The sequence below is a fragment of the Streptomyces sp. SA15 genome, assembly GCF_002291145.1.
Lineage (GTDB): Bacteria > Actinomycetota > Actinomycetes > Streptomycetales > Streptomycetaceae > Streptomyces.
Genome location: NZ_NTGE01000073.1, coordinates 76,135 through 101,759, shown reverse-complemented (window position 1 = coordinate 101,759; position 25,625 = coordinate 76,135). Strand labels below are relative to the sequence as shown.

General features: G+C 70.6%; 18 protein-coding genes and 3 pseudogenes. 14 read left to right on the top strand and 7 right to left on the bottom strand.

Going from position 1 to position 25,625, the window contains the following annotated elements; all coding sequences use genetic code 11:
• Together CLM62_RS51430 and CLM62_RS12325 are read right to left on the bottom strand one after the other, a co-directional pair.
• Positions 1-347, bottom strand: a pseudogene (locus tag CLM62_RS51430) (fructosamine kinase); the annotation flags it as partial.
• Positions 344-856: a phosphotransferase gene (locus CLM62_RS12325; RefSeq protein WP_179382079.1), complete on the bottom strand. Its 513-nt coding sequence runs from the start codon at positions 854-856 to the stop codon at positions 344-346. The gene CLM62_RS12325 and the pseudogene CLM62_RS51430, both read right to left, overlap by 4 nt.
• A gap of 202 nt (positions 857-1,058) precedes the next feature.
• Between CLM62_RS12325 and CLM62_RS12320 the strand changes: the two genes are divergently transcribed.
• Genes CLM62_RS12320 through CLM62_RS12300 form a run of 5 tightly spaced genes read left to right on the top strand, consistent with a single transcriptional unit; the run spans position 1,059 to position 6,461 of the window.
• On the top strand, positions 1,059-2,387 hold the full coding sequence (locus CLM62_RS12320) for a sugar ABC transporter substrate-binding protein (RefSeq protein ID WP_095749866.1): 1,329 nt from the start codon (positions 1,059-1,061) through the stop codon (positions 2,385-2,387).
• Positions 2,384-3,325: a carbohydrate ABC transporter permease gene (locus CLM62_RS12315; protein ID WP_095749865.1), complete on the top strand. Its 942-nt coding sequence runs from the start codon at positions 2,384-2,386 to the stop codon at positions 3,323-3,325. Before CLM62_RS12320 ends, CLM62_RS12315 begins: the two co-directional genes overlap by 4 nt.
• Entirely contained in the window at positions 3,322-4,266 is a 945-nt protein-coding gene (locus CLM62_RS12310; protein ID WP_095749864.1) for a carbohydrate ABC transporter permease, read from the top strand. The genes CLM62_RS12315 and CLM62_RS12310 overlap by 4 nt, the downstream gene beginning before the upstream one ends.
• Positions 4,267-4,311: 45 nt before the next feature.
• Entirely contained in the window at positions 4,312-5,220 is a 909-nt protein-coding gene (locus tag CLM62_RS12305) for a 5-dehydro-4-deoxyglucarate dehydratase (RefSeq protein ID WP_095749863.1), read from the top strand.
• Complete coding sequence (locus CLM62_RS12300) at positions 5,217-6,461, top strand: glucarate dehydratase family protein (RefSeq protein ID WP_095749862.1); 1,245 nt, start codon at positions 5,217-5,219, stop codon at positions 6,459-6,461. The genes CLM62_RS12305 and CLM62_RS12300 overlap by 4 nt, the downstream gene beginning before the upstream one ends.
• Before the next feature lie 62 nt (positions 6,462-6,523).
• Here CLM62_RS12300 and CLM62_RS12295 read toward each other — a convergent pair whose 3' ends face one another.
• Complete coding sequence (locus tag CLM62_RS12295) at positions 6,524-7,492, bottom strand: alpha/beta hydrolase (RefSeq protein WP_095749861.1); 969 nt, start codon at positions 7,490-7,492, stop codon at positions 6,524-6,526.
• 189 nt (positions 7,493-7,681) lie between these two features.
• Here CLM62_RS12295 and CLM62_RS12290 point away from each other — a divergent pair, with 189 nt between their 5' ends.
• Complete coding sequence (locus tag CLM62_RS12290; RefSeq protein ID WP_095749860.1) at positions 7,682-8,134, top strand: MarR family winged helix-turn-helix transcriptional regulator; 453 nt, start codon at positions 7,682-7,684, stop codon at positions 8,132-8,134.
• Positions 8,135-8,191: 57 nt separating this feature from the next.
• On the opposite strand, the gene CLM62_RS51425 is transcribed toward CLM62_RS12290, so the two are convergent.
• Positions 8,192-8,986, bottom strand: a complete 795-nt coding sequence (locus CLM62_RS51425) for an ABC transporter permease (protein ID WP_257003816.1) — start codon at positions 8,984-8,986, stop codon at positions 8,192-8,194.
• 478 nt (positions 8,987-9,464) lie between these two features.
• Positions 9,465-9,623 (bottom strand): annotated as a pseudogene (locus CLM62_RS51420) (hypothetical protein); the annotation flags it as partial.
• Positions 9,624-9,674: 51 nt separating this feature from the next.
• Between CLM62_RS51420 and CLM62_RS51415 the strand changes: the two are divergent.
• The 8 genes and pseudogenes from CLM62_RS51415 to CLM62_RS12250 all read left to right on the top strand — a co-directional run.
• Positions 9,675-9,767 (top strand): annotated as a pseudogene (locus tag CLM62_RS51415) (DNA-binding response regulator); the annotation flags it as partial.
• A 40-nt stretch (positions 9,768-9,807) separates the two neighbouring features.
• Positions 9,808-11,502 (top strand): DapH/DapD/GlmU-related protein, encoded by a 1,695-nt coding sequence (locus CLM62_RS12280; RefSeq protein WP_095749859.1) that lies wholly within the window; start codon positions 9,808-9,810, stop codon positions 11,500-11,502.
• A gap of 4 nt (positions 11,503-11,506) precedes the next feature.
• Entirely contained in the window at positions 11,507-12,565 is a 1,059-nt protein-coding gene (locus tag CLM62_RS12275) for an NAD-dependent epimerase/dehydratase family protein (RefSeq protein ID WP_095749858.1), read from the top strand.
• A 230-nt stretch (positions 12,566-12,795) separates the two neighbouring features.
• Entirely contained in the window at positions 12,796-14,559 is a 1,764-nt protein-coding gene (locus CLM62_RS53020; protein ID WP_179382061.1) for a C40 family peptidase, read from the top strand.
• 329 nt (positions 14,560-14,888) lie between these two features.
• Positions 14,889-17,807 carry a glycosyl hydrolase 115 family protein gene (locus CLM62_RS12265; RefSeq protein WP_095749857.1) on the top strand — a complete coding sequence of 973 codons (2,919 nt, stop codon included), beginning with the start codon at positions 14,889-14,891 and terminating at the stop codon, positions 17,805-17,807.
• A gap of 326 nt (positions 17,808-18,133) precedes the next feature.
• Positions 18,134-19,618, top strand: coding sequence for a cytochrome P450 (locus CLM62_RS12260; protein WP_095749856.1), 1,485 nt, complete (start codon positions 18,134-18,136; stop codon positions 19,616-19,618).
• A complete protein-coding gene (locus CLM62_RS12255) occupies positions 19,602-20,606 on the top strand; it encodes a (-)-alpha-amorphene synthase (protein WP_095749855.1) in 1,005 nt (334 codons plus the stop codon). The genes CLM62_RS12260 and CLM62_RS12255 overlap by 17 nt, the downstream gene beginning before the upstream one ends.
• 207 nt (positions 20,607-20,813) lie before the next feature.
• The gene (locus CLM62_RS12250; RefSeq protein WP_095749854.1) at positions 20,814-23,756 is read left to right on the top strand and encodes an AAA family ATPase; all 2,943 of its coding nucleotides are present in this window, start codon (positions 20,814-20,816) and stop codon (positions 23,754-23,756) included.
• Between the two features lie 65 nt (positions 23,757-23,821).
• On the opposite strand, the gene CLM62_RS12245 is transcribed toward CLM62_RS12250, so the two are convergent.
• Together CLM62_RS12245 and CLM62_RS12240 are read right to left on the bottom strand one after the other, a co-directional pair.
• Complete coding sequence (locus CLM62_RS12245; protein WP_179382060.1) at positions 23,822-24,724, bottom strand: serine hydrolase; 903 nt, start codon at positions 24,722-24,724, stop codon at positions 23,822-23,824.
• Positions 24,721-25,611 (bottom strand): LysR family transcriptional regulator, encoded by an 891-nt coding sequence (locus CLM62_RS12240; protein WP_257003815.1) that lies wholly within the window; start codon positions 25,609-25,611, stop codon positions 24,721-24,723. Before CLM62_RS12240 ends, CLM62_RS12245 begins: the two co-directional genes overlap by 4 nt.
• Between the last annotated feature and the right edge of the window lie 14 nt (positions 25,612-25,625).

The following is a 25,625-nucleotide window of genomic DNA, read 5'->3' as shown; positions in this document are numbered from 1 at the left end:
CCGAACGCGGGCGCCCCGGCGGAGTGCAGGGCGGCGAGGTCGCGGCCGAGGCGGAGCGCCGCCGTACCGTCCGGCCGCCCCTGCGGGACCCGGTCGGTCACCAGGCGGTGTGGGTCGTGGCCATGGACGACCGGGACAGGGACCGCACCGGCGTCGGCCAGCCAGCGCAGACCGGCCGCCTCCGCCTGTGCGGCGCGGGGGCCGTCGCCCCGCTTGACCATGACCGTCCGCCCGCCGTCGAGGGTGACTTCGGCGAGCGTCGCGGACAGCGTGCGCTCTCCCGTCACGGGGCGTCCGGTGAGGCGTTCCGCGGTGGCGCCGGGTCCTTCGTCGTCCTGTGGCGTCATGCTGCTGCGAACCATGCCTCGGCGAGCGCGGGCAGTGTTCCGTCGGCGGGTCCCGCCAGTTCCCGCAAGTACCAGGGCAGGTTGCTGTACACGTGCAGCAGTGTGTACGCGAGCAGCCCGGCCGGCTCGAAGGCGTGGCCGTACCGTGCCATGCGGTCCCAGGCAGGGGCGAGGTTCTCGCCGGGGAGCCGGGACATCAGCATGTACTGCCAGCCGTTCTCGTACGCGCCGAAGTCGTGCACCTTGGGCGTGGGGACGGGCAACAGCCCGTGGAGGTGGGACAGCACCCGGCCCTCAGCCACGCCGTCCTGGGCGGCCGCCGAGGGGAACAGCTCGAGGACGAGCTCGTCGCCCACCGCGTAGACCGGCTGCGACCCGTCGGGGAAGCGGCTCAGCGGTGCGCCGGCCAGTCCGAGCCGTGCGCAGAGGTCCTGCGCACCGGCCCGGATCACCGTCTCGTCCGGGACGACCGCGTCCCATGCCTCGTCGTCATCGCCTGTCTCGCCCATAGGAAGCACGCCCGCGACGGTAGGCCGCCGGGCCGCGCACGACAACGGTGTTTCGCCGGAGAACGGGCCGCGCGGGCGGTTGTGTAACGCCGGTGAAAGGTTCCAGCCATGTATTGACATGCGGCCGAAACGATTCGTAGCTTGGGCGATCATTTAGATTCGTGAAGCAAGTTCACGAATATGAACGCAACGGAGAGTGCCCATGGGCGATCGCCGACGACGTCGCCGCCTGGCTGCCGCGGTCACCGTCGCGGGGTTGATGTTCGGAACGGCCGCCTGTGGCTCCGGTTCCGACAGCGCCGGCTCCGGTGACCCGAACACCCTGGAGGTGTGGACCCGGAGCGATCCGGACTCCGCCGCCACCTACAAACCTGTCTTCGCCGCCTTCACCAAGAAGACCGGCATCAAGATCGACTACCAGCCGGTCATGAACTTCGACCAGCAGCTCCAGAGCCGGGCGTCCATCAAGGACCTGCCCGACGTCATGATCAACGACACCGCTCTCATGGGCAGCTACCAGTCCCAGGGCCTGCTCAAGCCCATCGCCCCGGACTCCATCGCGGGCCACGACCAGATCACCGCCAAGACCTGGTCGTCCACGGTGGGCATCGACGGCAAGCACTACGGGATCCCGTACTCCCGCCAGGCGATGACCCTGATGATCCGCAAGGACTGGCTGAAAAAGCTGGGCCTCGAAGCACCCACGACCTGGCAGGAGATGCTCGACGTCGCCAAGGCCTTCGCCACCGAGGACCCGGACGGCGACGGCAAGGCCGACACCTACGGCATGGTCGCCCCCGGCAGCGCCCAGAACGGATACACCGCATGGTGGGGCGCCAGCTTCCTGTGGCAGGGCGGCGCGAAGATCATCGAGCCGGACGGCAACGGCCGCTACCGCCCCGCGATGGGCTCGGCAGCCGCCGTCCGGACCGTCACGTGGATGAAGGACAACCTCTTCTGCGGCCCCAAGAACATCGTCCAGCCGGGCGCACTGACGGCCATCACCGCGAACGCCACCAACTTCCAGGACGGCAACGCCGGCATGTACCTCACCGGCCCCTACAACATCAGCACGTTCACCAAGGCGCTCGGCGAGGACAAGCTGGGCGTCGTGCCCGCCCCCGCCGGACCGGCCGGCTCCGATGTGCTGGCCGACGGCGAGAACATCTACTTCGGCGCCAAGACCGGCAAGGACAAGCAGGAGCGGGCGCTCGCCGCGTTCCTGATCTCCCCCGAGGGCCAGCGGATGGCCATGACCGGCGAGCACCAGCCCGTGGTCCGCATCCCCGTCAACGCCACGCTCGACGCGGCGAAGGTACGCGACGACGCCCGCTGGAGCGTCGTACAGAAGGCGTACGAGGACGCGTCCCAGCAGTTCCCGAACGCGCCGAACTTCGCCCCCATCAAGCAGGACACCGCCGAAGCCCTCAACGCGATCTTCACGTACTGCGGCAGTGACGTCCGCTCGCAGCTGAAGGAGCTCAACGACACCCTCGCCGGCGACCTCAAGGACCAGGACCTGTTGAAATGACCGCTACCGTGACCACGCCCGCGGGGCGCAGAGCCTTCAGCGTCCTCAACAAGAACGCCGTCAAGAAGGTCATCAGCAAGAAGGCCGTCATCCCCTGGCTGTTCCTGGCGCCCGGCCTGCTGCTCGCCCTCGTCTTCAAGTTCTGGCCGATGGCCAAGGGCATACGGCTCAGCTTCTTCGACGTGCGGCCCTTCCTCGGCGACAAGTGGATCGGCCTCGACAACTACGAGCGGGTCCTGTCCGACCACCGCTTCCAGGACGCCATCGGGCACACCCTGATCCTCGGCATCGGCCAGTCGGTCGGCGCGATCCTGCTCGGGTTCGTCCTCGCCCTGCTCCTGGAGGGCCAGGCCCGCTCGCTGAAGATCGTCCGCACCGCCGTCTTCCTGCCCGCCGTCACGGCCACCGCGATCGTGGGCGAGCTGTGGCGGCTGATGTACTACCCGACCTCCGACGGCCTCATCAACAGCGGCCTGCACCTCTTCGGCCTCGGGCCCGTCCAGTTCCTGGACAACCCGAACCTCGCGCTGTGGTCGACCATGGCGATGAGCATCTGGATCTGGGCGCCGTACAACATGGTGATCATCCTCGCCGGTCTCGCGGGCGTGGACCGCACGCTGTACGAGGCCGCTGCGATGGACGGCGTCTCGCTGTGGCAGCGCCTGCGGTACGTCACCCTGCCCGCCATCCGCCCCGCCCTGGCCATCGTGATCACCCTGGCCACGATCCGCGGACTGCGGGTGTTCACCGAGGTCTACGTCCTCACCGGCGGCGGCCCGGCCGGGTCCACCGACGTCTGGATGACCCGCGCCTACACCCTGGGCTTCACCCGCAACGACATCGGCGGCGCCTCCGCGGCCTCCGTCGTCCTGCTCTGCGTGACGCTGCTGCTCACCGTCACGGTCAACTACCTCCGCAAGAGGGGAGAAGCGCGATGAGCGCCCCCGTCATCGACCCCGTCCGGCCGGCGGCCCCTGACACCCCGGCCGGACGGAGTACCAACGTCCAGCGGACCACCCCGTCCCGCTTCGACACCGCGCTCGGCTGGAACGACAAGCCCGGTCTCGCCTGGACCCTGCGCGTCCTGCTCTGCCTGATCGCCCTCGGCGTCTTCGCGGCGCCGTTCCTGACGATCTTCTCGGGCGCCTTCACCACCAACCCCAGCGGCTCCTCCATGTCGTTCCTGCCGCACGACAGCACGCTGCTGAACTTCAAGGTGGCGGGCGAGCGCGGCATCTGGGACTACCTCGGCAACTCGCTCGTCATCGCGGGCGGCGGGCTGCTGCTCCAGCTCGTGGTGTGCACGCTCGCCGCGTACGCGCTGGCCCGGCACAGGTTCCGCGGGCAGGCGCTGATCATGATGCTGTTCATGATGACGCTGATGCTCCCCGAGGAGGTCATCGCGATCCCGCTGTCGCTGGTCCTCGGTGACGTGCCCGTCATCCACGCGGACCTCAAGGGCACGGTCTGGGGCGTCATCCTGCCGCTGGGCGCCTGGGGCTTCTCGGTGATGATGCTGACCGAGTTCATGCGGGACATACCGGCCGAGATCGAGGAAGCTGCCCGCCTCGACGGCGTCGGCGAGCTGAGGATGCTGTGGCAGATCATCCTGCCGTTGTGCAGGCCCGCGCTCGGCGTGGCCGGGGTGCTCGGCTTCATCATGATCTGGGACCAGTACCTGCTGCCCCTGATCGCCGCCAAGGACCCCACCGACTACACGGTCACCGTCGCCCTGTCCATCCTGCGCACCGATCCCGAGGTCGGCTCGGGGGTGGTGCTGGCCGGTGCGGTCATCGCCCTGATCCCCAGCCTGATCGTCTATCTGCTCCTCCAGCGCTCGCTGGTCACCGGCATCGCCGCCGGCGCCACCAAGGGCTGACACAGTGTCAAGCGCCACCCCCACACTCGTAGTTACGAGGGAGACATGAAGTTCCACGGAGTGCTGTTCTTTCCGGTCACGCCGTTCGCCGCGGACGGGTCGCTGGACGAGGAACGGCTCGCCCAGCACATTGACAACGGTGTCGCGGCCGGCGCGGGCGGCGTCTTCGTCGCCTGCGGGACCGGTGAGTTCCACGCGCTGACGTCCGACGAGGTCGAGCGGGCCACCCGGGTCGCGGTCGAGACGACGGCGGGGCGGGTGCCCGTCCTGGCCGCAGCGGGCGGGCCCACGCCGGTCGCCCGCGACCAGGCCGCCCGTGTCGAACGCGCCGGCGCCGACGGCATCCTGCTGCTGCCGCCGTACCTGGTGAGCGCACCGCAGCAGGGTCTGGTGCGGTACGTCGAGGAGGTCACCGCCGCGACCGACCTGCCGGTCGTCTTCTACCAGCGCGGCACGGCCCGGCTCGCCGAGTCCACGGCCGCCGAGCTCGCCGCGCTGCCGAACGTCGTCGGCCTCAAGGACGGCATCGGTGACATCGAGCGGATGCACCGCATCGTCCGGGCTGTGCGCGCCGTACCGGGCACGGAGGACTTCCAGTTCTTCAACGGTCTGCCCACCGCCGAGATGACCGCGCCCGCATACCGGGGCATCGGCGTCGCCCTGTACTCCTCCGCGGTGTTCGCCTTCGCCCCGGAGATCGCCCTGGCCTTCCACCGGGCGCTCGCCGAGGGGGACGAGTCCGTCGTCACCACGCTCCTCGACGAGTTCTACGGCCCGCTCGTCGCACTCCGCGACGAGGTCCCGGGATATGCCGTGGCGCTCGTCAAGGCCGGGGTCACGCTCCGCGGTCTGGACGTCGGCGGCGTACGGGCTCCCCTGATCGACCCGACGCCGGAGCACGTCTCCCGGCTCGGGAAACTCATCGACCACGGCCTGGGGGTGGTGCAGGCATGACCCGCATCCAGGAGTTGGTCGTCACTCCGATCGCCTTCAGCGACCCGCCGCTGCTCAACTCCAACGGCGTCCACGAGCCCCTCGCGCTGCGCATCATCCTCCAACTCGTACTGGAGGACGGCACTGTGGGCCTCGGTGAGTCGCCGGGCGGCACCGCCCGCCTGGAGCGCCTTCAGGCCGCGGCGAAGATCGTCGTCGGCATGGACGTCTTCGAGACGACGGCCGTCGCCGCCGCGATCGACGCCGCCCTGCTGCCGACCGTGCCCAGCTCCCACGAGCGCGGCTGGACCACCTCGGCCGTGGAGGTGGCCTGCCTCGACGCGCAGGGCAAGCTGCTCGGCCGCCCGGTCAGTGATCTGCTCGGCGGCACGGTCCGTGATTCCGTGCCGTTCGCCGCGTACCTCTTCTACAAGTGGGCCGAACACCCGGCGCTCGACGGCCGCGCGGCCATCGGCGACGACTGGGGCGAGGCGCTGGACCCGGCCGGGATCGTCGAGCAGGCCCGGCTGATGCAGGAGCGGTACGGCTTCCGCTCGTTCAAGCTGAAGGGCGGGGTCTTCCCGCCCGACGAGGAGATCGCCGCGATCAGGGCGCTCGCGGAGGCGTTCCCGGGGCAGCCGCTGCGCCTGGATCCCAACACGGCCTGGACGGTCCAGACGTCGAAGTACGTCGCCCGTGAACTCGACGGCGTCCTCGAGTACTTGGAGGATCCCGCCAAGGGCATCCCCGGCATGGCCGAGGTCGCGAAGGACTCGCCGATGCCGCTCGCGACCAACATGTGCGTGATCGCCTGGGAGCACCTGCGGCCCGCGATCGAGCAGAACGCGATCCAGGTCCTGCTCACCGACCACCACTACTGGGGCGGACTGCGCCGCACCCGCGAACTGGCCGCCGTCTGTGAGGCGTTCGGGATCGCCCTGTCCATGCACTCCAACTCGCACCTCGGCATCAGCCTCGCCGCGATGACCCATGTCGCCGCGGCCATCCCGAACCTCGACCACTCCTGCGACACGCATTACCCGTGGAACTCGGCCGACGACGTGATCGTCCCCGGTGCCCTGGAACTGCGCGACGGCGAGGTCAAGGTCCCCACCGGCCCCGGACTCGGCGTCGAACTCGACCACGACGCCCTCGACCGGCTGCACCGGCAGTACGTGGAGTCCGGGATGCGCGGCCGCGACGACACCGGCTACATGCGCCGGGTCCAGCCGGAGTACGAACTCAGGCTGCCGCGCTGGTGAGAAGGGGTCGGCGGCGGGTCGGTGGAGTCACCCATGCGGGACGGTGACCGCCGCCGGCCACGTCAGGCCGTGCCCAGCGCCGTGCGCAGGGTGCCGACGGCCTGGTTGATGGCGGCCTCGGCCGCGTGGGTCTCGCGCAGGGCGTTGAGCATGACGAAGTCGTGGATGATGCCCTGGTAGCGGACGGCCGTCACGGGGACGCCCGCCTGGCGCAGCTTGTTCGCGTAGGCCTCGCCCTCGTCGCGGAGCACGTCGGCCTCGCCGGTGATGACCAGGGCCGGGGGCAGGCCGGCGAGCTGCTCGGTGGTGGCGCGCAGCGGGGAGGCCGTGATCTCGGCGCGCTGCTTCTCGTCGGTCGTGTACTGGTCCCAGAACCACTGCATGGCGTCGCGGCGCAGGAAGTAGCCCTCCGCGAACTGGTGGTAGGAGCCGGTGTCGAAGGCGGCGTCGGTGACCGGGTAGAAGAGGACCTGCTGGACGAGGGGGACGTCACCGCGTTCCTTGGCCATCAGGGTCAGCGCGGCCGTCATGTTGCCGCCGACGGAGTCGCCGGCCACCGCGATACGGGTGGCGTCCAGGTAGTGGTCGGCGCCGTCGGTGACGATCCAGCGGGCGACCGTGTAGTTCTGCTCGATGGCGACCGGGTAGCGGGCCTCGGGCGAGAGGTCGTACTCGGGGAAGACGACCGCGGCACCTGTACCGACGGCGAGTTCGCGCACGAGCCGGTCGTGGGTGCGGGCGTTGCCGAAGACCCAGCCCGCCCCGTGGATGTAGAGGATCACCGGGAGGACGCCGGTGGCCCCGGCCGGGCGGACGATACGGGCGCGGACCTCGCCGGTGGGGCCGCCGGAGACGGTGACCCACTCCTCGTCGACGTCCGGCTTGGTGATCTCTGCGGACTGCACCTCGTCGACCGTCTTGCGGCCCTCGGCCGGTCCGAGATCGAAGAGGTACGGCGGGTTCGCGGTCGCCTCGGCGAAGGCCTGGGCGGCGGGCTCGAGGACGGGGCGGGTGGGGGTGGTGTCGGTCATGGCGACCTCCTCGGTAGGGGTGCCGCGGGCAGGCTTCCGACGGTAATCCCGGCCGGGAGCAGTGGCACGTCAAGGAGAGTAGCTCGCGATTAAGTCGTGCGCAACTTATTAGGGTCCGATAGAATCGAGAGGACTCGAACGATAGGGTGGTGACCGCCGATGACCAGCACGGAAAGCAGGAGCCCCGCCATGACCCCAGCCCCCGAACCGGCCGAAGGGTCGCTTCTGCTGGACGACCAGCTCTGCTTCGCCCTGTACGCCGCCTCCCGCGCGGTCACGGCCCGCTACCGTCCGCTCCTGGACGAGCTGGGGCTGACCTATCCGCAGTACCTCGTCATGCTCGTGCTCTGGGAGCAGGACTCGATCTCGGTACGCGAACTGGGTGCCGCCCTCCAGCTGGAGTCCAGCACCCTGTCGCCCCTGCTGAAGCGCCTGGAGGCGAACGGCCTGCTCCACCGCGAACGCCGGGCGGACGACGAGCGCTCCGTCTCCCTCCGCCTCAGCGACGCCGGGGCCCGGCTGCGGGAGCGGGCCCGTACGGTTCCGCTCGCCATCGGCGACGCCATGGGCCTCACCCCCGAACAAGACGCCCTGGCCAAGCAGTTGCTCCGTTTGCTCACCGCCAACGTCAGCGCCGACTGAGGGCGACGCGGTCGCGGGGCGAGGACGGAGCAGCCGTACCTGAGCAGCCGTACACGTTCACTCGTTGTGCAGCACCTGCGCGATCGTCAGCCGTGCCGCTCTGCGCGCCGGGATGTACGCCCCGAGGGCCGCGATCGCAAGCCCGGCGGGGGCCAGGGCGAGCAGGGCGGGGGCCTGCCAGACGTCCGTCATGTACGAGGGCAGGGTGAGGTCGACGGCGTTCACCATCCGCGGGACGACCAGCTGGTGGCCGGCCATGCCCAGCGGGATGCCGAGTACGGATCCGAGCGCGCCGAGCACCGCCATCGAGGTCACCGTCATCACCGTGACCTGCCGTGGTGTCATGCCGATGGACTTGAGCACGCCCAGGTCGCGGCGGCGGTCGCGGGTGTTGAGGACGACCGTGTTGAAGACGCCGAGCCCGGCGACCACGGCCAGCATCAGGGTGAGCACCGACGCGGAGCCGACGATGGTCTGCGTGGTGGTGTTGGGGCCGACCGGGTCCGGGCTGATCCCGGGGTCGGCGGCCCCGGCCGCGCGTACGTAGGCGGCCGGATCCGCTCCCTCGTGGAGTTTGACGTGGTAGGCGATGGGCTTTTCCTGGGGTGCCAGGGCGGTCAGCGTCGACTGGTCGGTGACGACGAGTCGACGATCGTTGTGCATGTACTCCCCGACGATCACCGCCGCCTCGTGCCGGTCGCCCTTCTCCAGGCGGAGGCGGTCGCCGACCCGCAGGTCGTTCTGGCGGAGGAAGGCAGAGCCGGCGACGACCTCGCCGGTCCGCTGCATCCACCGGCCCTCGGTCAGCACGCTGTCCAACTGCGGCCGGTCGCCCCGGCGGCCTTCGAGCATCACCTTCTGCGCGGAGCCCCATGCGTACCTCGACGTTCGCCCGTGCGGTGACCTCGGCCGCGCCGGGCAGGGACCGCAGCAGGGACTGGAGCGCGAGGTCGCCGTGCGTCGGCCGGATCTCCTTGCCGTCCTTGTATGTGCCGACGTACTTGCCGACGTACACAGTGACTTGGAAGGCGTCCCGGTCCGCGTCGCCGAACCGGGTCATCGTCGTGGCCAGGCCGGTCGCGAACGTCACGGTGGTCACGCCCAGGACCACGGCGGCGAGTGTGAGGGCGCTGTGGCCCGGCCGGGCGAACGGCAGGCCCACGCCCAGACTCACCGAGCGCGGCAGCCCGCTGCCCGCCAGCCGGCGCTGGATGCCCTGGGCGCGCCCGGTGCGCGGGGCGCTGCCCGCGCTGATCGCCCGCGCCGCGGACAACCGGTGGGCGCGCACGGCTGGAGCGAGCGCCGCGAGGGCGCACACGGCGGGCATGCCGAGCAGGGCGAGGACGTTCACCCACGGCGCGACGGTGACGTTGCCGTGGAGTGCTCCGGCGTCGGGCCCCGTGAAGACGAAGTCGAAGAAGGGTCGCGCCACCAGGTTCCCGACGGCGGTGCCGAGCACACAGCCGACGACAGCGGGGACAGAGATCATCGTCAGGTAGACGCCCACCACCTGCCCCGGGGTGAAGCCCAGGGCTTCGACTTCGCCAAGCTGTCCCTGCGCGACCGCGCCCAGGCCGTCGTCCTCGCCTACGAGACGGGGCTGGTCAGGCCGGGCGGGCTCGCGGACCAGTGAGCGCCTTCCCTCGAGGGCTCCCATTGCCTAGCGTGCGGCCATGGATCACGAACAGGAGCAGTCCGTACGGCATTTCGACCACTGCCCGTGGCTGTTCGCCGAGGACGCGACCGAGGAACAGCGACTCGCCCAGCAGGAGCGGCAACGGTCGGTCGGCGGCGACAGCGAGATCGGCGAGCGGTGTTACGTCGCCGGGTCGGCGGCGGTGTTCCCGGACCGGCTGCGGCTCGGGGACGGCTCGTACATCGGCGCTCACGCCTATGTCACCGGGGAGTTGACCACCGGCGCGGACTGCACGCTGAACCCGTTCACCACCGTGCGCGGCACCGTCACCCTGGGCAGCGGCGTACGGATCGGCGCGCACACCTCGCTGCTCGGCTTCAACCACTCCATGGCTCCCGACCGGCCCGTCTTCCAACAGCCCCTCACCAGCCGGGGGATCAAGGTCGGGGACGACGTGTGGATCGGCTCCCACGTGGTCGTGGTGGACGGCGTGACCATCGGCGACCACTGTGTGATCGGCGCCGGGGCGGTGGTGACCAAGGATCTCCCGGCCTGGACGGTGGCCGCCGGGAACCCGGCCCGGCCCCTGCGTGACCGGCGGGACAGCGCGACGCCCCCTGCGGCCGGCACGGATCTGAGCCGCTTCGCCGACACCGTTCGCGCCCAAGCCGCCGACCTCCTCGCCCGGTGCTGGGACGGCGACCGGTACGTCGACCGGCCCGGCGCCGCGCCCACGGTTCGGGCGCACTGCGACGCCGTGGAGATCGCCGACCTGCTGCTGGGCCGCGCACCTGAGCAACTGGCCGCGGACGAGCACGCCGGGCGGCTGCGGGCGCTCCAGGACCCGCAGACCGGCCTGGTACCGGAGTTCGACGAGCCGCTGTCGCTGGACGAGGGCTTCCCCGGTGAGGGAGCGGCGCTGTACCACGTCCTCTGTGTCGGATACGCGCTCGACCTGCTGGGCGTCTCCTTTCCGCATCCGGTGTGCGGAGTACGGGAGATGACCGCCCGTCAACTTGTTGCCCGGCTGAAGGCGCTGCCCTGGCGTGACGGCGCGTGGGGTGCCGGTGCCTGGATCGACGCGTGGGCCACGGGCGCCCACTGGAACCTGCGGCGCGACGAGGACGGCGGCACGGAACCGGGGACCCTGGAGGCGCTGTTCGGCTGGCTGCTCACCCGTGCCGATCCGTGGACGGGTATGTGGGGTACCCCGGGCACGCCCTCGCCCGAGGCGGGACGGCTCCAGGTCGTCAACGGCTACTACCGGCTGACGCGCGGCTCGTTCGCCCAGTTCGGGCTGCCCGTGCCGCACCCGGAGCGGGTCGTGGACGCCGTACTGGACCACTCCCGCGACGCCCGGTACTTCGGCGCGGGCCAGGAGAACGCCTGCAACGTACTGGACGTGGCCCATCCCCTGTGGCTGTGCACCCGGCAACTCGGGACGGGCGGCGGCGACGGCTACCGTACGGCCGAGATCCGCGCCTGGGCCGAACGGCAGCTGTCCGCGGCCCTCCCCCGCTGGCGGGACGGACGCGGCTTCGGCTTCGGCCCCGGCACCGCAGGACCCGGCCCTGACCCCGGGCTCCAAGGCACCGAGATGTGGCTGGCCATCATCTGGTACCTCGCCGACCTGCTGGGCCGCTCCGACGAACTCGGCTGTCGCCCGCGCGGCATCCACCGTCCCGAGCCCGCCCGTTCGGGGCTTGGTTCCCGTTCTGATTCCGAGGGGTGAAGGCGTGGCTGGAGGCGGGGAGAAGGCCGTCGTGGTGACCGGCGGCAGCGGTTTCGTCGGCAGTCATCTGGTCCGGAGGCTGCTGGAGCGTGACTACGAGGTCCGTACCACCGTACGGAGCGTCGCGAACCCGGCGAAGGTGCGGCCGCTGCGGCGCATGCAGGAGGAGTTTCCCGGCCGGCTGGCCCTGTTCGAGGCGGATCTGCTGCGGGAGGGTTCCTTCGACGAGGCGTTGAGCGGCTGCCGCGTGGTCTTCCATGTGGCGTCGCCGTTCTTCATGCCCGAGAAGATCAAGGACGGACGCAGGGACATGGTCGACCCGGCCCTGCTCGGCACACGCAACGTGCTGGCGAGCGTGGACAGGACACCGACGCTGGAACGGGTGGTGTTCACGTCCACCGTCGGCGCGATCTTCGGCGACTACGCCGACGTCCTGGACATGGACGATCAGGTGCTGTCGGAGAGGTACTTCAACACCACGAGCACGGTGGAGAACAATCCGTACCACTACGCCAAGACGCTCGCGGAACGGGCCGCCTGGGACGCGGAGGCGGCCCAGGACCGCTGGCGCATGGTGTCCGTCAACCCCGGTCTGATCCTGGGCCCTTCGCTGGCCCCGGCATCGGAATCGGGCAGCCTCTTCCTCCTGGAGGAACTGTTCAAGGGCTACTTCTTCTACGGCGCACCGGACTTCAGCTTCACGACGGCGGACGTACGCGAGGTGGCCGACGCGCACATCGCGGCGGCGGAGAACCCGGAGGCGAAAGGGCGTTACATCGTCGCGGCGCGGACGATGACGTCGTTCCACGAGATGTCCCGCGTCATCCGGACGCGGTATCCCCGCGACCTCCGTCTTCCCCGCACCGCGCTCCCGCACTGGCCGGTACGGATCCTGGGCCCGGCCTTCGGTCTGACCCAGGACTACATCCGCAAGCACCTCGGCATCCGGTTCCGGGTGGACAACAGCAGGAGCGTGCATGAACTGGGCATCGCCTACCGCCCGATCGAGCAGACGGTGCTCGACCACTACGAGGCGTGGCGGAGGCAGCGGAGCGGAGGCTGAACACCGTCGCTTTCAAGGGCTGCCGGAACGTCAGGACGAAGGTCACAGATACGTATCGGACATTTCACCCTTCAATCTTCACACCAGTCACACAAATTGGCTAAGTTGGCGATCGGAACGCACGACGTCCCCCCGGCGAACCCCGCCGCGTCGCGCGACCTCGGTCGAGTCATCGTCCGCCGCACCGGACACCCGGCTCGATCGGCGAACCACGGAAGGAGTACGTCTCCATGGCGCCGGAGCGAAACCAGCGCCCCGGAGGAATCAGCCTCCCGGGCATGCGCAACTCCGCCCTCGCGACAGCTGCTCTCACCTCCGTGGCCCTCTTCTCCCAGAACGCGAGCGCCACGCCCTCGACGGGAGAGGACGGACCGAGCCGCGACGAGGTCCAGCAGCGGGTCGCCAGTCTCTACGACGCGGCCGAAAGCGCCACGGGAAACTACAGCGCGACTCGCGCTACGGCGAAGGGGCCACGCAAGCGCGCGGGCTCGGTCACCGACGGCGGACGCGGTCGCGATACGGCCGCCGCCCGTGGCGGTGCGGTCGCCGACGACGGGAGCCGACGCGGTGGTGCGGTCGCCGATGACGGGAGCCGGCGCGGTGGTGCGGCCACCGGCGACGGGCCCCCGCCCGCCGGTTCGATGACCGGCGAGGCACGCGCGGACACCGGCCCCGCCCCGGCCGATGTCGCCAGGCAATGGTTCGACGTGGGGCGCGCGAAACTGGGCCCGACCGTCCCGGCGGCCCTGCCCGCCGACAGAAGGTCGGCCCGCCCGGCCGAGTCCCGGCCCGCGCGTCCGGCCGAGCGTTCTGCGGCACGTCCGGGCAACGACCTCCCAGCCCTTGAGCGGACGAGGACCAACCGCCCCGCCCCGGAGCTGACCGCCAGGTCCGTCCCGGCACTGCCGCCCGCGCCGGAGGCACCGCAGGCAACGCAGGCAACGCAGGAGACCCTCAAGGCGCTGCCCGCAGCCGACGCCGAGCTGGCCCAGTCGCCCCTGCGGACCATCAAGCAACGCATCCAAGGCAAACTCGCCGCGGCCCGCGACCTGCTGTCCGCCCACGCCTCCAGCACGTCTCAGGCCGCGCTGTCGATCACCCCGCTCGCAGCGATCGAGCCGGCCCCGACCGAGAGCACCTGGGGCGCCCCGGCCGTACAGACTCAACCGACCGAGACGGCGTGGCAGTACGAGCCGACCGGCTACGGCACGGGCATGGCGATCGCCACGGGCTCGCACGGCGACACGGGGCCGTCTGTTGGCACGGGCTTGCCCAGCGGCACGGGCCTGCCTGCCGCCACGGGCCTGCCTCTCGGCGCCGGCATGCCTGGGGGCACCGGCCTGCCCACGGACACGGCCCTACCCCTGGACACCGGCCTGCCCACCGGCACAGCCCTGCCCGGCGACACGAGTCAGCTCGCCGCCACAGGCCTGTCCAGCAACACCGCCTGGCCCGCCGCCCCGAGCCGGCCCGCCAACACGAGTCTTCCCACCGCCCCGACCCCGCCCGCCAACACGAGTCTTCCCACCGCCCCGAGCCGGCCCACCGCACCAGCCCAGGCCGTCAACACGCCCGCCCCCACCCTCCCCACCACAACCGCCCTCGACATCAACCAAGTACCGCCCCCCGGCCCCACCGGCCAGGCCGCCAAGGCGCTCGCCTTCGCCCGCGCCCAGATCGGCAGGCCGTGCGTCTGGGGTGCGGCCGGACCGGACTCGTACGACTGCTCCAGCCTCACCCAGGCCGCCTGGAAGGCCGCCGGCGTCGCGCTGCCCCGCACCGCACTCGCCCAGGCCGGCTCCGGCACGGCGGTCTCGCTCGGCGACATGCGGCCCGGGGACCTGGTCTTCTTCTACGACGACATCAGCCACGTCGGTCTCCACCTCGGCAACGGCATGATGATCCACGCGCCGGGCCCGGGAGCGTACATACGCGAGGAGTCGATCCTCTACGCCGGCGAGTCCGCGATCCGCGGCGCGGTTAGGCCCGCGTGAGCCCCGCCTGACCACTGATCCACAGCGCCGCCGTCCCGCGGCGGCCACCGCGTGATCCAGCCGCACACGCACGACTCTGGACGCCTCGTCGAAGCCTGACCTAAGGTGCCGTAGCAAGCAGCAGCAAGCGCTTTCTAGCCTGCCCATGCCAACACACCTGTGCCATCCCGTCATTCTTCGGCCTTCTCTCAGCTCCATGCGCTCGGCCCCGCCGTACGGCCCGCACGAGGAGCCGCCGCGGACCCGGCGCGGAAAGGTAGCGTCTCGTGCCGCACAACGAACCACTGGGCCCTGCGCAGCCGTGGACCCGTAAGTCGTTCCTGCGGGGAATGGCGGCCGTCGGGGTCGCCCCCTTGCTCCCCGCCGTGCTCCCCGCAGCCGCTCAGGCGGCGGCCTCCTCGGACCGGCCCGCGTTTTCCTTGGTGCGAAGCGGCACCGCGGTCGACGTGTTCGTGGACGCGGCGGACGATCCGGCCGTGGTCCGCGCCGCCGGGGACCTGGTCGCGGACATGGAACGGGTCAGCGGGGTGCGGCCCGAGTTACGGCAGACCCTGCCCGGCCGTGCGGCGCGCCTGGTCCTCGTGGGCACCCTCGGTGCGAGCCCGGTCATCGACCGCCTCGTCGCCGACCGGCGCCTGGACGTCTCCGGGGTGAAGGGGCGCTGGGAGGCGTCGGTGACACAGGTGGTGGAGCGTCCGCTGCCCGGGGTGGACCGTGCCCTGGTCATCGCCGGGAGCGACCGGCGCGGCACGATCTACGGCGTCTACGACACCTCGGAGCGCATCGGGGTCTCACCCTGGTACTGGTGGGCCGACGTGCCCGTCGTACGCCGCGACACCGTGACCGTGCCGGCGGGACCCCTCAAGCGGTACGAGCCGTCCGTCCGCTACCGGGGCATCTTCATCAACGACGAACAGAACCTGACCACTTGGTCGCATCGCACCCAGGAGCCGGACAAGAACATCGGCCCCGAGACGTACAAGCGCGTCTTCGAGCTGCTGCTGAGGCTGAAGGCCAACTACCTGTGGCCGGCCATGCATCCGTACTCCGACTTCTTCAACAAGCACCGGGAGAACCCCGAACTCGCCGACCGCTACGGCATCGTCGTCGGCTCCAGCCACCCCGAGGCCCTGCTGCGCAACGGCGTCCACGAGTGGGAGCCGTGGGCCAAGGAGCACCCCGCCACCGACGGCACCCTGCCGCTGTACGACTACACGGTGAACCCCGGTGTCATCTCCGACTACTGGAGAGCCCGAGCGAGACAGAACGCGGCCTATGAGAGCAGTTGGACACTCGGCATGCGCGGCCTGCACGACAGCGCGCTGGAGACGAAGTACGCCACGACGATTCCGGAGAAGGTCGTGGTGATGAACGACATCATCGCCGACCAGCGCCGGATCCTCGCGGAGGAGGTCGGCCAGGCCGCCGAGCCGCAGATCTTCATCCCGTACAAGGAAGTTCTGGAGCTGTACAACGCGGGCGTCCAGGTCCCCGACGACGTCACGCTGATCTGGCCGGACGACAACCACGGCAACATGCGCCAGCTGCCGAACGAGGCGGAGCGCGCGCGAGCGGGCGGCAACGGCATCTACTACCACCTCTCCTACTGGGGCCGCCCGAGGAGCTACCTGTGGCTGGACACCACCCAGCTGTCCAAGGTCTGGCAGGAGTTGCGCCGGGTGTACGAGCACGGCGTCGACCGGATGTGGATCTTCAACGTCGGTGACATCAAGTCGATCGAGACCGGGCTGTCCTTCTCCCTGGACATGGCATGGGACGTGGACCGCTGGGAGGCCGACGATGTGGAGGACTTCCTGGCCGAGTGGGCCGGACGGCAGTTCGGGCACCGCCACGGCCGGGAGATCGCCGCGATCCGTACGGAGTACTACCGTCTCGCGGCCGAGCGGCGCCCGGAGTTCATCGACCGCGCGATGTTCTCCGTGGTCCACCACGGCGACGAGGCTGGACGCCGGCTGGCCGCCTACGCCCGGCTGCTGGACCGGGCGCGGGCCCTGGGCGCCAAGCTGCCCGAGGCCTACCGGGACGCCTACTACGAGCTCGTCGAATACCCGGTGCACGGCGCGTACTTGATGAACCTCAAGTACTACTGGGCGGACCGCAACGCGCTCGCGGTCCGTCAGGGGCGCGGGGCGGGGACGAACCGTTTCGCGGACCTGGCCGAGGCCGCCCACGCCGGGGAGGCGGCGATCACCAAGCGGTACAACACCGAGGTGGCGGGCGGGAAGTGGGACGGGATCGTCAATCCTTACCCCTCACAGATCCCGAAGGCACCGGGCCGCCCGAGCGTCACCCGGGTCCCCCGGCAGGAGACCTCCGGGCTCGGGGTGGCGGCCGAGGGGAACGAGACGGGGGCGGACCGGCCGCTGTCCTTCTCCTCCTACACCCGCGACCGGCGCTTCGTGGACGTCTTCAACACCGGCTTTGTGGCCCTGGACTGGACGGCCGAGGCCAGTCACCCCTGGGTCCGGCTGAGCGCGGCGGGCGGCTCGCTGACCGAGCAGAGTCGGGTGTGGGTGGAGATCGACTGGGCGCGCGTTCCCGAGGGGACGCTGGAGGCGACGGTTGCCTTCACGGGTGCCGAGCAGCGCGTCGAGGTGCCGTTGCGTGTGGTCAACGACGGGGAGCGGGCGCGTCGGCGGGCACACGGGTTCGTGGAGGCCCACGGGTACGTCTCGATCGACGCCGCGCACTTCGACCAGCGGGTGGCGCGCGGCGGAACCCGCTGGCGGACCGTGCGCGGCCTGGGCCGCCGTACCGGCGCCGTGGAGGCGGTGCCGTCGACGGCGGCACCGATCACCGGGGACTTCGCCGCGCGGGCAGCGGAGTTGAGATACCGGTTGCGCTTCGCCGGCACCGGGACCTTCCGCGTGACCGTCTTCCGGCTGCCCTCCCTCGACGAACGCGGTCACCGCCGGGTGGCCGTCGCCCTCGACGACCAGCCGGTCACGGTCCTGTCGGGGCAGGCCGTCGCGACCGGCAACAGGGGTGACGCCTGGGCCCGCAACGTGGAGGAGGGCGTCGAGAAACTGACCGCCGCCGTGACCGTCACCGCGCCGGGCGAGCACGTCCTGAGGCTCTTCATGGTCGATCCCGCGATCGCCGTGGACCAGATCGTCATCGACACCGGTGGCCTGGCCGCCACCTATCTGGCGCCGCCGGAGAGCTACCACCGCACCTTCAATCCCGACCCCGCCGTCGCACCGGGCGTGGAGGCACCGGACCAGTAGGCCAGGTCACCCTCGCGCGGCCCACCTCTGCCGTGTTCTCCAGAACTACTTCTGGAGAACACGGATTTCTTCGTGCACCTTGTCGCCAGGGCACAGATTTCACATCGCGGCGCAGCGAGACACTCAAGCGACATAAAAACAACATTCGGCTGAGTGCGTGCAGCAACCGTGATTCGCTCGACGCCCCCTCGTGCATCTGTGCGCCCCAACGGAGAAAGGATTCGGCGAGCCGCCAACAGATTCGAATGGGCAGGACATGAGGCGAGCATCAAATCGGTGTCAGCGGCACCGAAATCCCGTGTGTCAATTGAGGCGGGTGGTATTCGATGAGCGACTCCGTTCCTGTACCAGAGCGAGCCTGGACAGTGGGCACTGCTCCAGGCATATTCCCATTCATCGGCCACGGTATCGACTTGGCCCGTCGGCCGCTGGCCTTTCTGAATTCTTTGTCCGCTCATGGGGATCTGGTCGAGATACGCCTGGGTCCGCAGCGTGCCTGGATGGCGTGTCACCCGGACCTGGTGCACCAGGTACTCATGGACCCGCGCACTTTCGACAAGGGCGGCCCCCTCTACGACAGGCTGCGGATGCTGCTGGGTGACGGCGTCGGCACCTGCCGCCATCAGGATCACCGGCGCCAGCGCAGGCTCCTCCAACCCGACTTCCGCAAGGCTCGCGTCACCGATCAAGTGGAACTGATGGGCGAGGAAGTGGAGTCGGTGTGCCGCGAGTGGCGGGCCGGGCAGGAGGTCGACATCAGCGCGACCATGCTGGACCTGTCGACACGGGTGGTCAGCCGCGTCCTCTTCTCCGACTCGCTCGACGCCGCGACGGCCGCCGAGATGCGCAGCTGCCTCGCCACCGTCGTCCGCGGCATGTTCCTCCGGACGGTGATGCCGGTCGACGCCCTGTTCCGTGTTCCCACCCCCGCGAACCGGCGTTACCGGCACGCTTCCGACCGGCTGCGCGCGATCGTCGCCGCAGCCATAGCCGAGCGCCGGCGAGGCACTCCCCCCGACGACCGGGACGACCTGCTGGGGACCCTGCTGGCGGCCGCGCGGGGCGACGGCGAGAGGACGGCGATCACCGAACAGGAAGTCCACGGCCAGGTGATCACGCTGCTGTTCGCCGGAGCCGAGAGCACCTCCCTGTGCCTCTCCTCTGTCTTCGAGCTCCTGGCGCGGCATCCGGAGGAGGAACGCCGTCTGCACGCAGAAGTCGACGCCGTGCTCGCCGGAGGGCGGCCGCCCGGCCCCGACGAGCTGCCGCGCCTGGCCCACACCCGGTGCGTCCTCACCGAGACCCTTCGTCACCGCCCGCCCGGCTGGCTCTTCACCCGCGTCACCACGCGCGAGACGGATCTCGCCGGACATCGTCTCCCGCAGGGCGCCACCGTCATGTTCAGCCCGTACCTCCTGCACCACGACCCCGCCTTGTTCCCCGACCCCGACCGCTTCCTCCCCGACCGCTGGCTGCCGGGGCAGGCCGTCGCCGTCCCGCCCGGAGCGATGATTCCGTTCGGTGGGGGCAGCCGGAAATGCATCGGAGAGACGCTCGCCATGGCGGAAGCCACGGTGGCCGTCGCGTTCATCGCCCGCCACTGGGGGCTGCGCCATCTGCCCGGGCACGTCGAACGGCTGCGCCCCGCGGCGTCGTTGGGTCCGAGGGGATTGGTCATGGTCTGCGAACCGCGGTCGAGGCGGCCGGTGGGCACATCGTCTCCAGCGGGCTCCCGCGCGCCCCGGACAACTGTCGTACCAGTCGTCCGCGACTCCCGAACGGCAGGTGGCAACGATGTCGACGACGCATGAGGAAATCACGCTCGCCGCGCAGGATGGAATTCCGGCCGTCGATCTCAGGGATCTGATCGACGCGAACCTCTACATGCCCTTCCCGTTCCAGAGCAACCCCCACGCATCCGCGGCGGCGGCAGGCGTCAAGAAATGGCTGAGCACATGGGGGCTGAACGATGATCCGGCGACGGCGGCCATGATCTCCTGTACGCGCCCCGCGGAACTCGCGGCCTACAACAGCCCGACCATGGATTCCGGCCTTCTCCAGATCATGGCCAACCAGATCGCCTACCAGTTCATCTTCGACGACCGGGCGGAGGACCTCGGCCGACGGTCGCCCGGCAGGCTGCTGCCCATGCTGTGCGAGAGCGTCGGGATCCTGTGGGACGACCAACCGCCCAGCACCCCGCTCGGGGCGGCCCTGGCCGATCTCCATCGACAGGTCCGGGAGCGGTGCACGCCCGCTCAGGCCGCACGATGGGCCTGGAACAGCCGCGAGTACGTGCACGGCCTGCTGTACGAGGCGGTGGCCCAGAACCACTCCGTGCCGGTGGGGAGCGGGCTGTGCCGGTCCATACGTTCCCTCATCGCGGGTGTCGAGCCGTTCTACCCGCTGTGCGAGGCCGCGCAGCAATGCGAACTGACCCCGGAGGAGCTCCATCACCCGGTCATGCGGCGCCTGAGCCGGCTGTCGGCCGACGCGGCGGTGTGGATACCCGACCTCTACTCCGCGGTGAAGGAACAGCGGGCAGGCGGCGTGATCAACCTGGCCCTCGCCTACCAGCACGCGCACCGGTGCTCCCTGCCGGTGGCCGTCGCACTGGCCGTACGGCACATCAACAGCACGATCAGCGAGTTCGAGGAGCTCTACGGTGAGATCAGGCCGGAGTTGAGCCCAGCCGGCGTCGGCTACGTGGAGGGCATGGCCGGCTGGATCCGCGGATGCTACTTCTGGTCCCGTACCGTGCCGCGGTACGCGGACACGATGGCGACCACCGTGCCCTGATCCTCGGCCCGACCGTCCGTCCGCGACGCAGAGACCCCGAGAGGGGCCGAAGCCGAGCAGGATACTCGAAAGGTCGGGACTCGAACCGCTCCTGCGGAAAATTCACCCTCCCTGTCGACCTCCTGTGCCAACCCGCCCAAAGGGCGTGCACGAGGGCATACGCTCGCCCCGTCCGGCGGGGAGCAACGACAGGAAGCGGTAGACCACATGGCCGACGGGCTGCGGCAACCGATCACCGAACAACGGCCTCTGCTCGAACGCGACCAGGAACTCGAGGCGATCGACTGCGCGTTGTCGGAGCTCCGTGACGCCGTCGAAGGCGTGCCCCGGGCACCGCGCGGCGGGCTGCTCGCCTTCACCGGTGAGGGCGGGCTGGGCAAGACGACACTCATCGCGGCGGCGCGCGCCCGCGCCGCCGCACACGGATTCACGGTGTTCTCCGGCAAGGGCGGTGAGAAGGAGCAGGGGCTGGCGTTCCGCGTCGTCCGCCAGCTCATGCAGCCCACCCTGGCCAGGATGAGCGAGACGGAGCGTCGGGCCTTCCTGGGCAGCTGGTACGACATCGTCGGCGCCGCGCTCGGTCTCGAGGCGACGGACCCCGCTCGGATGCCGGACCCGACCGGAGTGCGCGACGGCCTCGACTGGGTCATGACGCGCCTCACGACGATGAACGCGCCTGTCGTTCTGCTCCTGGACGACGTGCACTGGGCCGATGCCGAATCCCTCGACTGGATCGCCTCCTTCGCGCCCCGGGTCGCGGACCTCCCGCTCCTGATCGTCGTCGCCTACCGGCCCGACGAACTCCCGTCCGACGCGACCTCTTTCCGCACGCTCGTCGAACGCCACGAGAAGCGCCCGCACCTCCTGTCTCCGCTGGGTGAGGCCGGTGTGGCGCGGATCATCAGGGACCAAGTGGGTGAGGAAGCCGAGGACGAATTCTGCGCAGAGTGCTGGGAGGTCACCGGCGGAAGCCCGTTCGAGGCCGTCGAACTCGCCATCAGGCTCCGCGAGCGGCAGGTGAAGGGCACGCAGGACGAGTTGCCCGTGATGCGTGAACTCGCCGCAGCGGTCAAGGGCCCGGGACTGATCGAGCGCCTCAAACGGCTCGGCCCGAGCACCGTCCGCTTCGCGTGGGCCGCCGCCGTACTGGGTGGGTCCTTCTCGCCCGAGCTCGCCGCCGACATGATGGTGGTCGGCAGCGAGGAAGCCGCCGACATGGCAGTGCTCGGCAGCGAGGAAGCCGCCGAGGCGATCGAGAAGCTGCGCGCCTGTCGCATCCTCGCGGACGGCGACGGGCCTGGGGACAGCCTGCAGTTCGTCCACCCGCTGATCGCCACGACGATCTACCGCGCCATCCCCTCGAGCCTGCGGGTCGGCATGCACAACGCGGCCGCCTACGCCGCCCAGGTGGCCCGTTCCGACCCCACCATTGCCGCCCGGCACCTGCTGGAGGTTCCCTGCGACGGCAGCCCCGAGGCGGTCGCGTGCCTGCGCGCCGCCGGGCGTGAGCATCTCCGCGCCGGGGCCCCGGAGGCCGCCCGGCGCGTGCTGGCCCGAGCGCTGCGGGAACCACCCCCTGCGGAGGACCGCGCCGAGCTTCTCCACGAACTGGCCTGCTCCACCTTCCTGATCGACCCCAAGGCCACGGTCCGCCATCTCCGTAAGGCGCTGAAGGAGTCAGGAATCGACCCCGACCTCCGCGCCTCCATCGTCTACCGACTGACCCAGGCGCTCGCCCACACCGACGAGCTGACCGAGGCCGCGACCGTGGCCGCCGACGAGGCGCGGCGGGCCGCCAACCCGCGCGTCAAACTGCGCATGCAGGCCGATCACTTCGTTTGGAGCGCGTTTCGCACTGATGAGCCCGACTCGTCCGCCCGCTCACGTCGCCTGGCGCGGCTGGCCGACAAGCTGACCGGTCGCGGACTGGAGGAGCGCTACATCCTCGGCCTGCGGGCGTGGGACACCCTCGTGCGCGGCGAGCCGCGGCGGACCGCCCTCGGGTATGCCGAGCAGGCCCTGCGCGGAGGGATGAGCTGGACCGACGAGAACCATGGCTTCGAGGTGCCCGTCGCGGTCGCCCTGCTGTTCATGTACTGCGATCAGCCATGGCGGGCCGAAGAGCTGTTCGCCAAGGGTATGGCCGAGTGCAAGCACAAGGGCTGGCGCGGCTCCCATCTGGCGCAGGGCCAGACACTCCTGGGCTATATCCGCTACCGCCGCGGCTGCCTCCTCGAGGCGGAAGAACTCGTACGGGCCGGGTTGGACACCGCCGAGCGCGTCGAAGGCGCGGTGCCCGCCCAGTGGTTCGCCATCGGCATTCTCATCCAGAGCCTGCTGGCCCGTGGGCGGACCGCCGACGCGCGCCGGCTCGCCGACTCCCACCACTACGGCGACGTGGTGCCGAACGCGGTCATCTTCCCCGATCCCCGCACGGTGTACGCCGAACTGCTGCTGGCGGAGGGGCGACTGCCGGAGGCGGCGCGTCTGTTGTCCGACGTCGGGAACTGGCTTCAGGCGCGGGACTGGCGTAACCCGACCTGGTGCCCCTGGCAGCTGCATCTGGCCTCCGCACTCGCCCGCACCGCCCCGGACCAGGCGGTCCGCCATGCCCAGGACGCCGTCAAGCGGGCCCGGGACTTCGGTGCGGCCTCCGCGATCGGGCAGGCGCTCCACACGCTGGCGGCGGTGACCGACGGACCGGCGGCGCTCGACCTGTACGCGGAGGCCGTCGACCACCTGCAACGGTCACCGGCCGCCTACGAGCTGGCCCGTGCGCTGGTCGGCCACGGTGCCGCACTCATCCGGAAAGGAAATCTGCAGGAGGCGGCCGACCGGCTCTATGAGGGTCTGGAGGGCGCCGTCCACTGCGGTGCCGAGGCCCTGGCCGTCCGGGCGCGGGAGGAACTGTCCGCGGCCGGGCTACGGCCGCTGCCCCTGCGCTATGCGCAGACGGACACGCTCACCGTGTCCGAGCACAAGGCGGCCGAAATGACGGCCCAGGGCCACCCGGTGGCGGTGGTCGCGAAGGAACTGCGGCTGAGGGAGCAAGGTGTACGGCAACTGCTCTCAGCCGTGTACCGAAAGATCGGCACCGACGCGGCCGGCCTGGTCTCGGCCCTGGAGTCCTTCCCCCGTCAGCTGCCGTGAGGACGGGGGACCCGCCGGCCGCCCGGAAGCACGAGTGCGACCGTCCTCCCGGGCAGGCCCGGGGGTCACAACTGCCGAAGATGGTCCCGCAGCGTGCGCGCGACCTGCGCCATGAGGGCCTCGGCGCCCGGCTGGAAACTGGCCGGCACGAGTGACTCGGTGAGGACGGCGATGGCGAAGGCCTGGCCGTCGGCATGCTCCACGACGCCGATCTCGTGGCGGAGGTTGAGGAGCGTGCCGGTCTTGGAGGACCAGGTGGTGGCGTCGGAGCTGAAGTCCGGGGCGAGGCGCTGTCGGAGCACGTTGTGCCGCATGAGGTCGCGTACCCGCTCGGCCACCTCGGGAGGGACCTTCGACGGTGTCCACAGGGCCTGGAGCAGATCGACCCAGGCGCGAGCGCTGCCGGTGTTGGCGCGGGTGGTGTCGAGGTGCGGAACCCGGTGCCCGCGGCCGCTGGTGCCGCCGTCGATGGCCAGGGCGTGGGCGAGGTGCACGTCGGCGGCGTCGAAGCGTTCGACGGGGGTGTCGGTCAGCTCGTCCACGGTGTGCCGGACAGTGATGTCACGCAGGCCGAACTCGTGGAGGATGTCAGCCACGCGGGCGGGCGGAGTGAGGCCGAACAGCGCTTCCGCGGCCTGACTGTCACTCAGGCACATGCTCAGGTAGAGCAGGTCGTCGACGGCGATCCGGGCGGGATGGCGGAACCGGCTCAGCCCGATCGGGCCGGGCGTGGTGATCCGCCCGGGTGGCACGTCGAGCGTCGTCGCTCCGTCGAGTTCGCCCCGTCGGATGCGCTCGAAGGTCGCCAGCGCGAGCGGGACCTTGACCAGGGACGAGGACGGCAGCTGGGTGTCCGGCTCGATCCCCAGCTCTTCCCCTGTGTGCAGATCCCGCACGAGCATGCAGCCGTGCAGGCCGCCGTCACGCAGCTGCCGGCGCATGTCGCGTAACAGTGTCTCGGTGCTCAAGTCGCTTCCTCTCCCGTGGTGTCCGCGCCGAGACAGCGGGCGACGGCGTCGCCCAGGCGCGCTTCGATGTGCTGCGGATTGCCGTCTCCCGCGGCGGCGAGGGCGAACCCCCGGCTGAGCGTGATCTCGCCGATGGGCCGCCAGTTCAGGGCGAGTTCCTCGGCCTGTGCGGGGGTGCACAGCAACAGGTCACGGGTGCAGAGGACTTCGGCCGCGGCGGTCGTCAGGTCGGGTGCGGCGACGAGCTGTGCGGGCCGCAGGCCGACCGCGTCGCGCAGTCGCGTCAGCGGGTCGCGGATGTGCGGCACGTCGTCCTCCGGCTGGATCCAGATACGGCGGGCCGGGCCGGTCGTGGCCCGGCCGAGCCGCAGCGTCTCGAGGTAGACGCGTTTCACTCGGGGGTCCTGGGCGCCGGCCAGCCCGAGCGGCACGGCCCATCTCGCCTCGTCCGGCGGCACCGCGAGCAGGGCGGCCCGTACCTGCTGCGCGTGGAGGAGCTCCCTGCGCCGCGGCGGCGCAGCGACGCGCAGATCGAGCGTGAAGCCCTGCCCGCGCGCCTCGGCGACGAGGCGAGCGAGGCCGACCGTGGAGCAGACGCCGGGCACGGCGAGCCGCCACGGTTTGCGCTTGACGGCTTCCGCCTCGTGCAGCAGCACGTCGGCGGCCTGCACGAGCTGTCTGGCCACCGGCAGCATGTCCCGGCCGAAGGGAGTGAGGACGGCCCGCCGCGAGGTGCGCTCGAACAGCGGCTGCCCGAAGCGTTCTTCCAGGGCGGCGACGCGACGGCTGGCCACCGACTGCGACATCCGGGCAGCGGCCGCACCGACGGTGAAACCGCCGTACTCGCTGACGCTGACGAACGCTCGGCACGCTCCCACCAGATCCACGGCCCGCACTCTAT

Coding starts and splice junctions, on each gene's coding strand:
- CLM62_RS12325 (WP_179382079.1), bottom strand. CDS start 856: ATGGGCGAGACAGGCGATGACGACGAGGCATGGGACGCGGTCGTCCCG.
- CLM62_RS12300 (WP_095749862.1), top strand. CDS start 5,217: ATGACCCGCATCCAGGAGTTGGTCGTCACTCCGATCGCCTTCAGCGAC.
- CLM62_RS12255 (WP_095749855.1), top strand. CDS start 19,602: ATGTCGACGACGCATGAGGAAATCACGCTCGCCGCGCAGGATGGAATT.
- CLM62_RS12265 (WP_095749857.1), top strand. CDS start 14,889: ATGGCGGCCGTCGGGGTCGCCCCCTTGCTCCCCGCCGTGCTCCCCGCA.
- CLM62_RS12280 (WP_095749859.1), top strand. CDS start 9,808: ATGGATCACGAACAGGAGCAGTCCGTACGGCATTTCGACCACTGCCCG.
- CLM62_RS12295 (WP_095749861.1), bottom strand. CDS start 7,492: ATGACCGACACCACCCCCACCCGCCCCGTCCTCGAGCCCGCCGCCCAG.
- CLM62_RS12315 (WP_095749865.1), top strand. CDS start 2,384: ATGACCGCTACCGTGACCACGCCCGCGGGGCGCAGAGCCTTCAGCGTC.
- CLM62_RS12310 (WP_095749864.1), top strand. CDS start 3,322: ATGAGCGCCCCCGTCATCGACCCCGTCCGGCCGGCGGCCCCTGACACC.
- CLM62_RS12320 (WP_095749866.1), top strand. CDS start 1,059: ATGGGCGATCGCCGACGACGTCGCCGCCTGGCTGCCGCGGTCACCGTC.
- CLM62_RS12260 (WP_095749856.1), top strand. CDS start 18,134: ATGAGCGACTCCGTTCCTGTACCAGAGCGAGCCTGGACAGTGGGCACT.
- CLM62_RS12290 (WP_095749860.1), top strand. CDS start 7,682: ATGACCCCAGCCCCCGAACCGGCCGAAGGGTCGCTTCTGCTGGACGAC.
- CLM62_RS53020 (WP_179382061.1), top strand. CDS start 12,796: ATGGCGCCGGAGCGAAACCAGCGCCCCGGAGGAATCAGCCTCCCGGGC.
- CLM62_RS12250 (WP_095749854.1), top strand. CDS start 20,814: ATGGCCGACGGGCTGCGGCAACCGATCACCGAACAACGGCCTCTGCTC.
- CLM62_RS12305 (WP_095749863.1), top strand. CDS start 4,312: ATGAAGTTCCACGGAGTGCTGTTCTTTCCGGTCACGCCGTTCGCCGCG.
- CLM62_RS51425 (WP_257003816.1), bottom strand. CDS start 8,986: ATGCTCGAAGGCCGCCGGGGCGACCGGCCGCAGTTGGACAGCGTGCTG.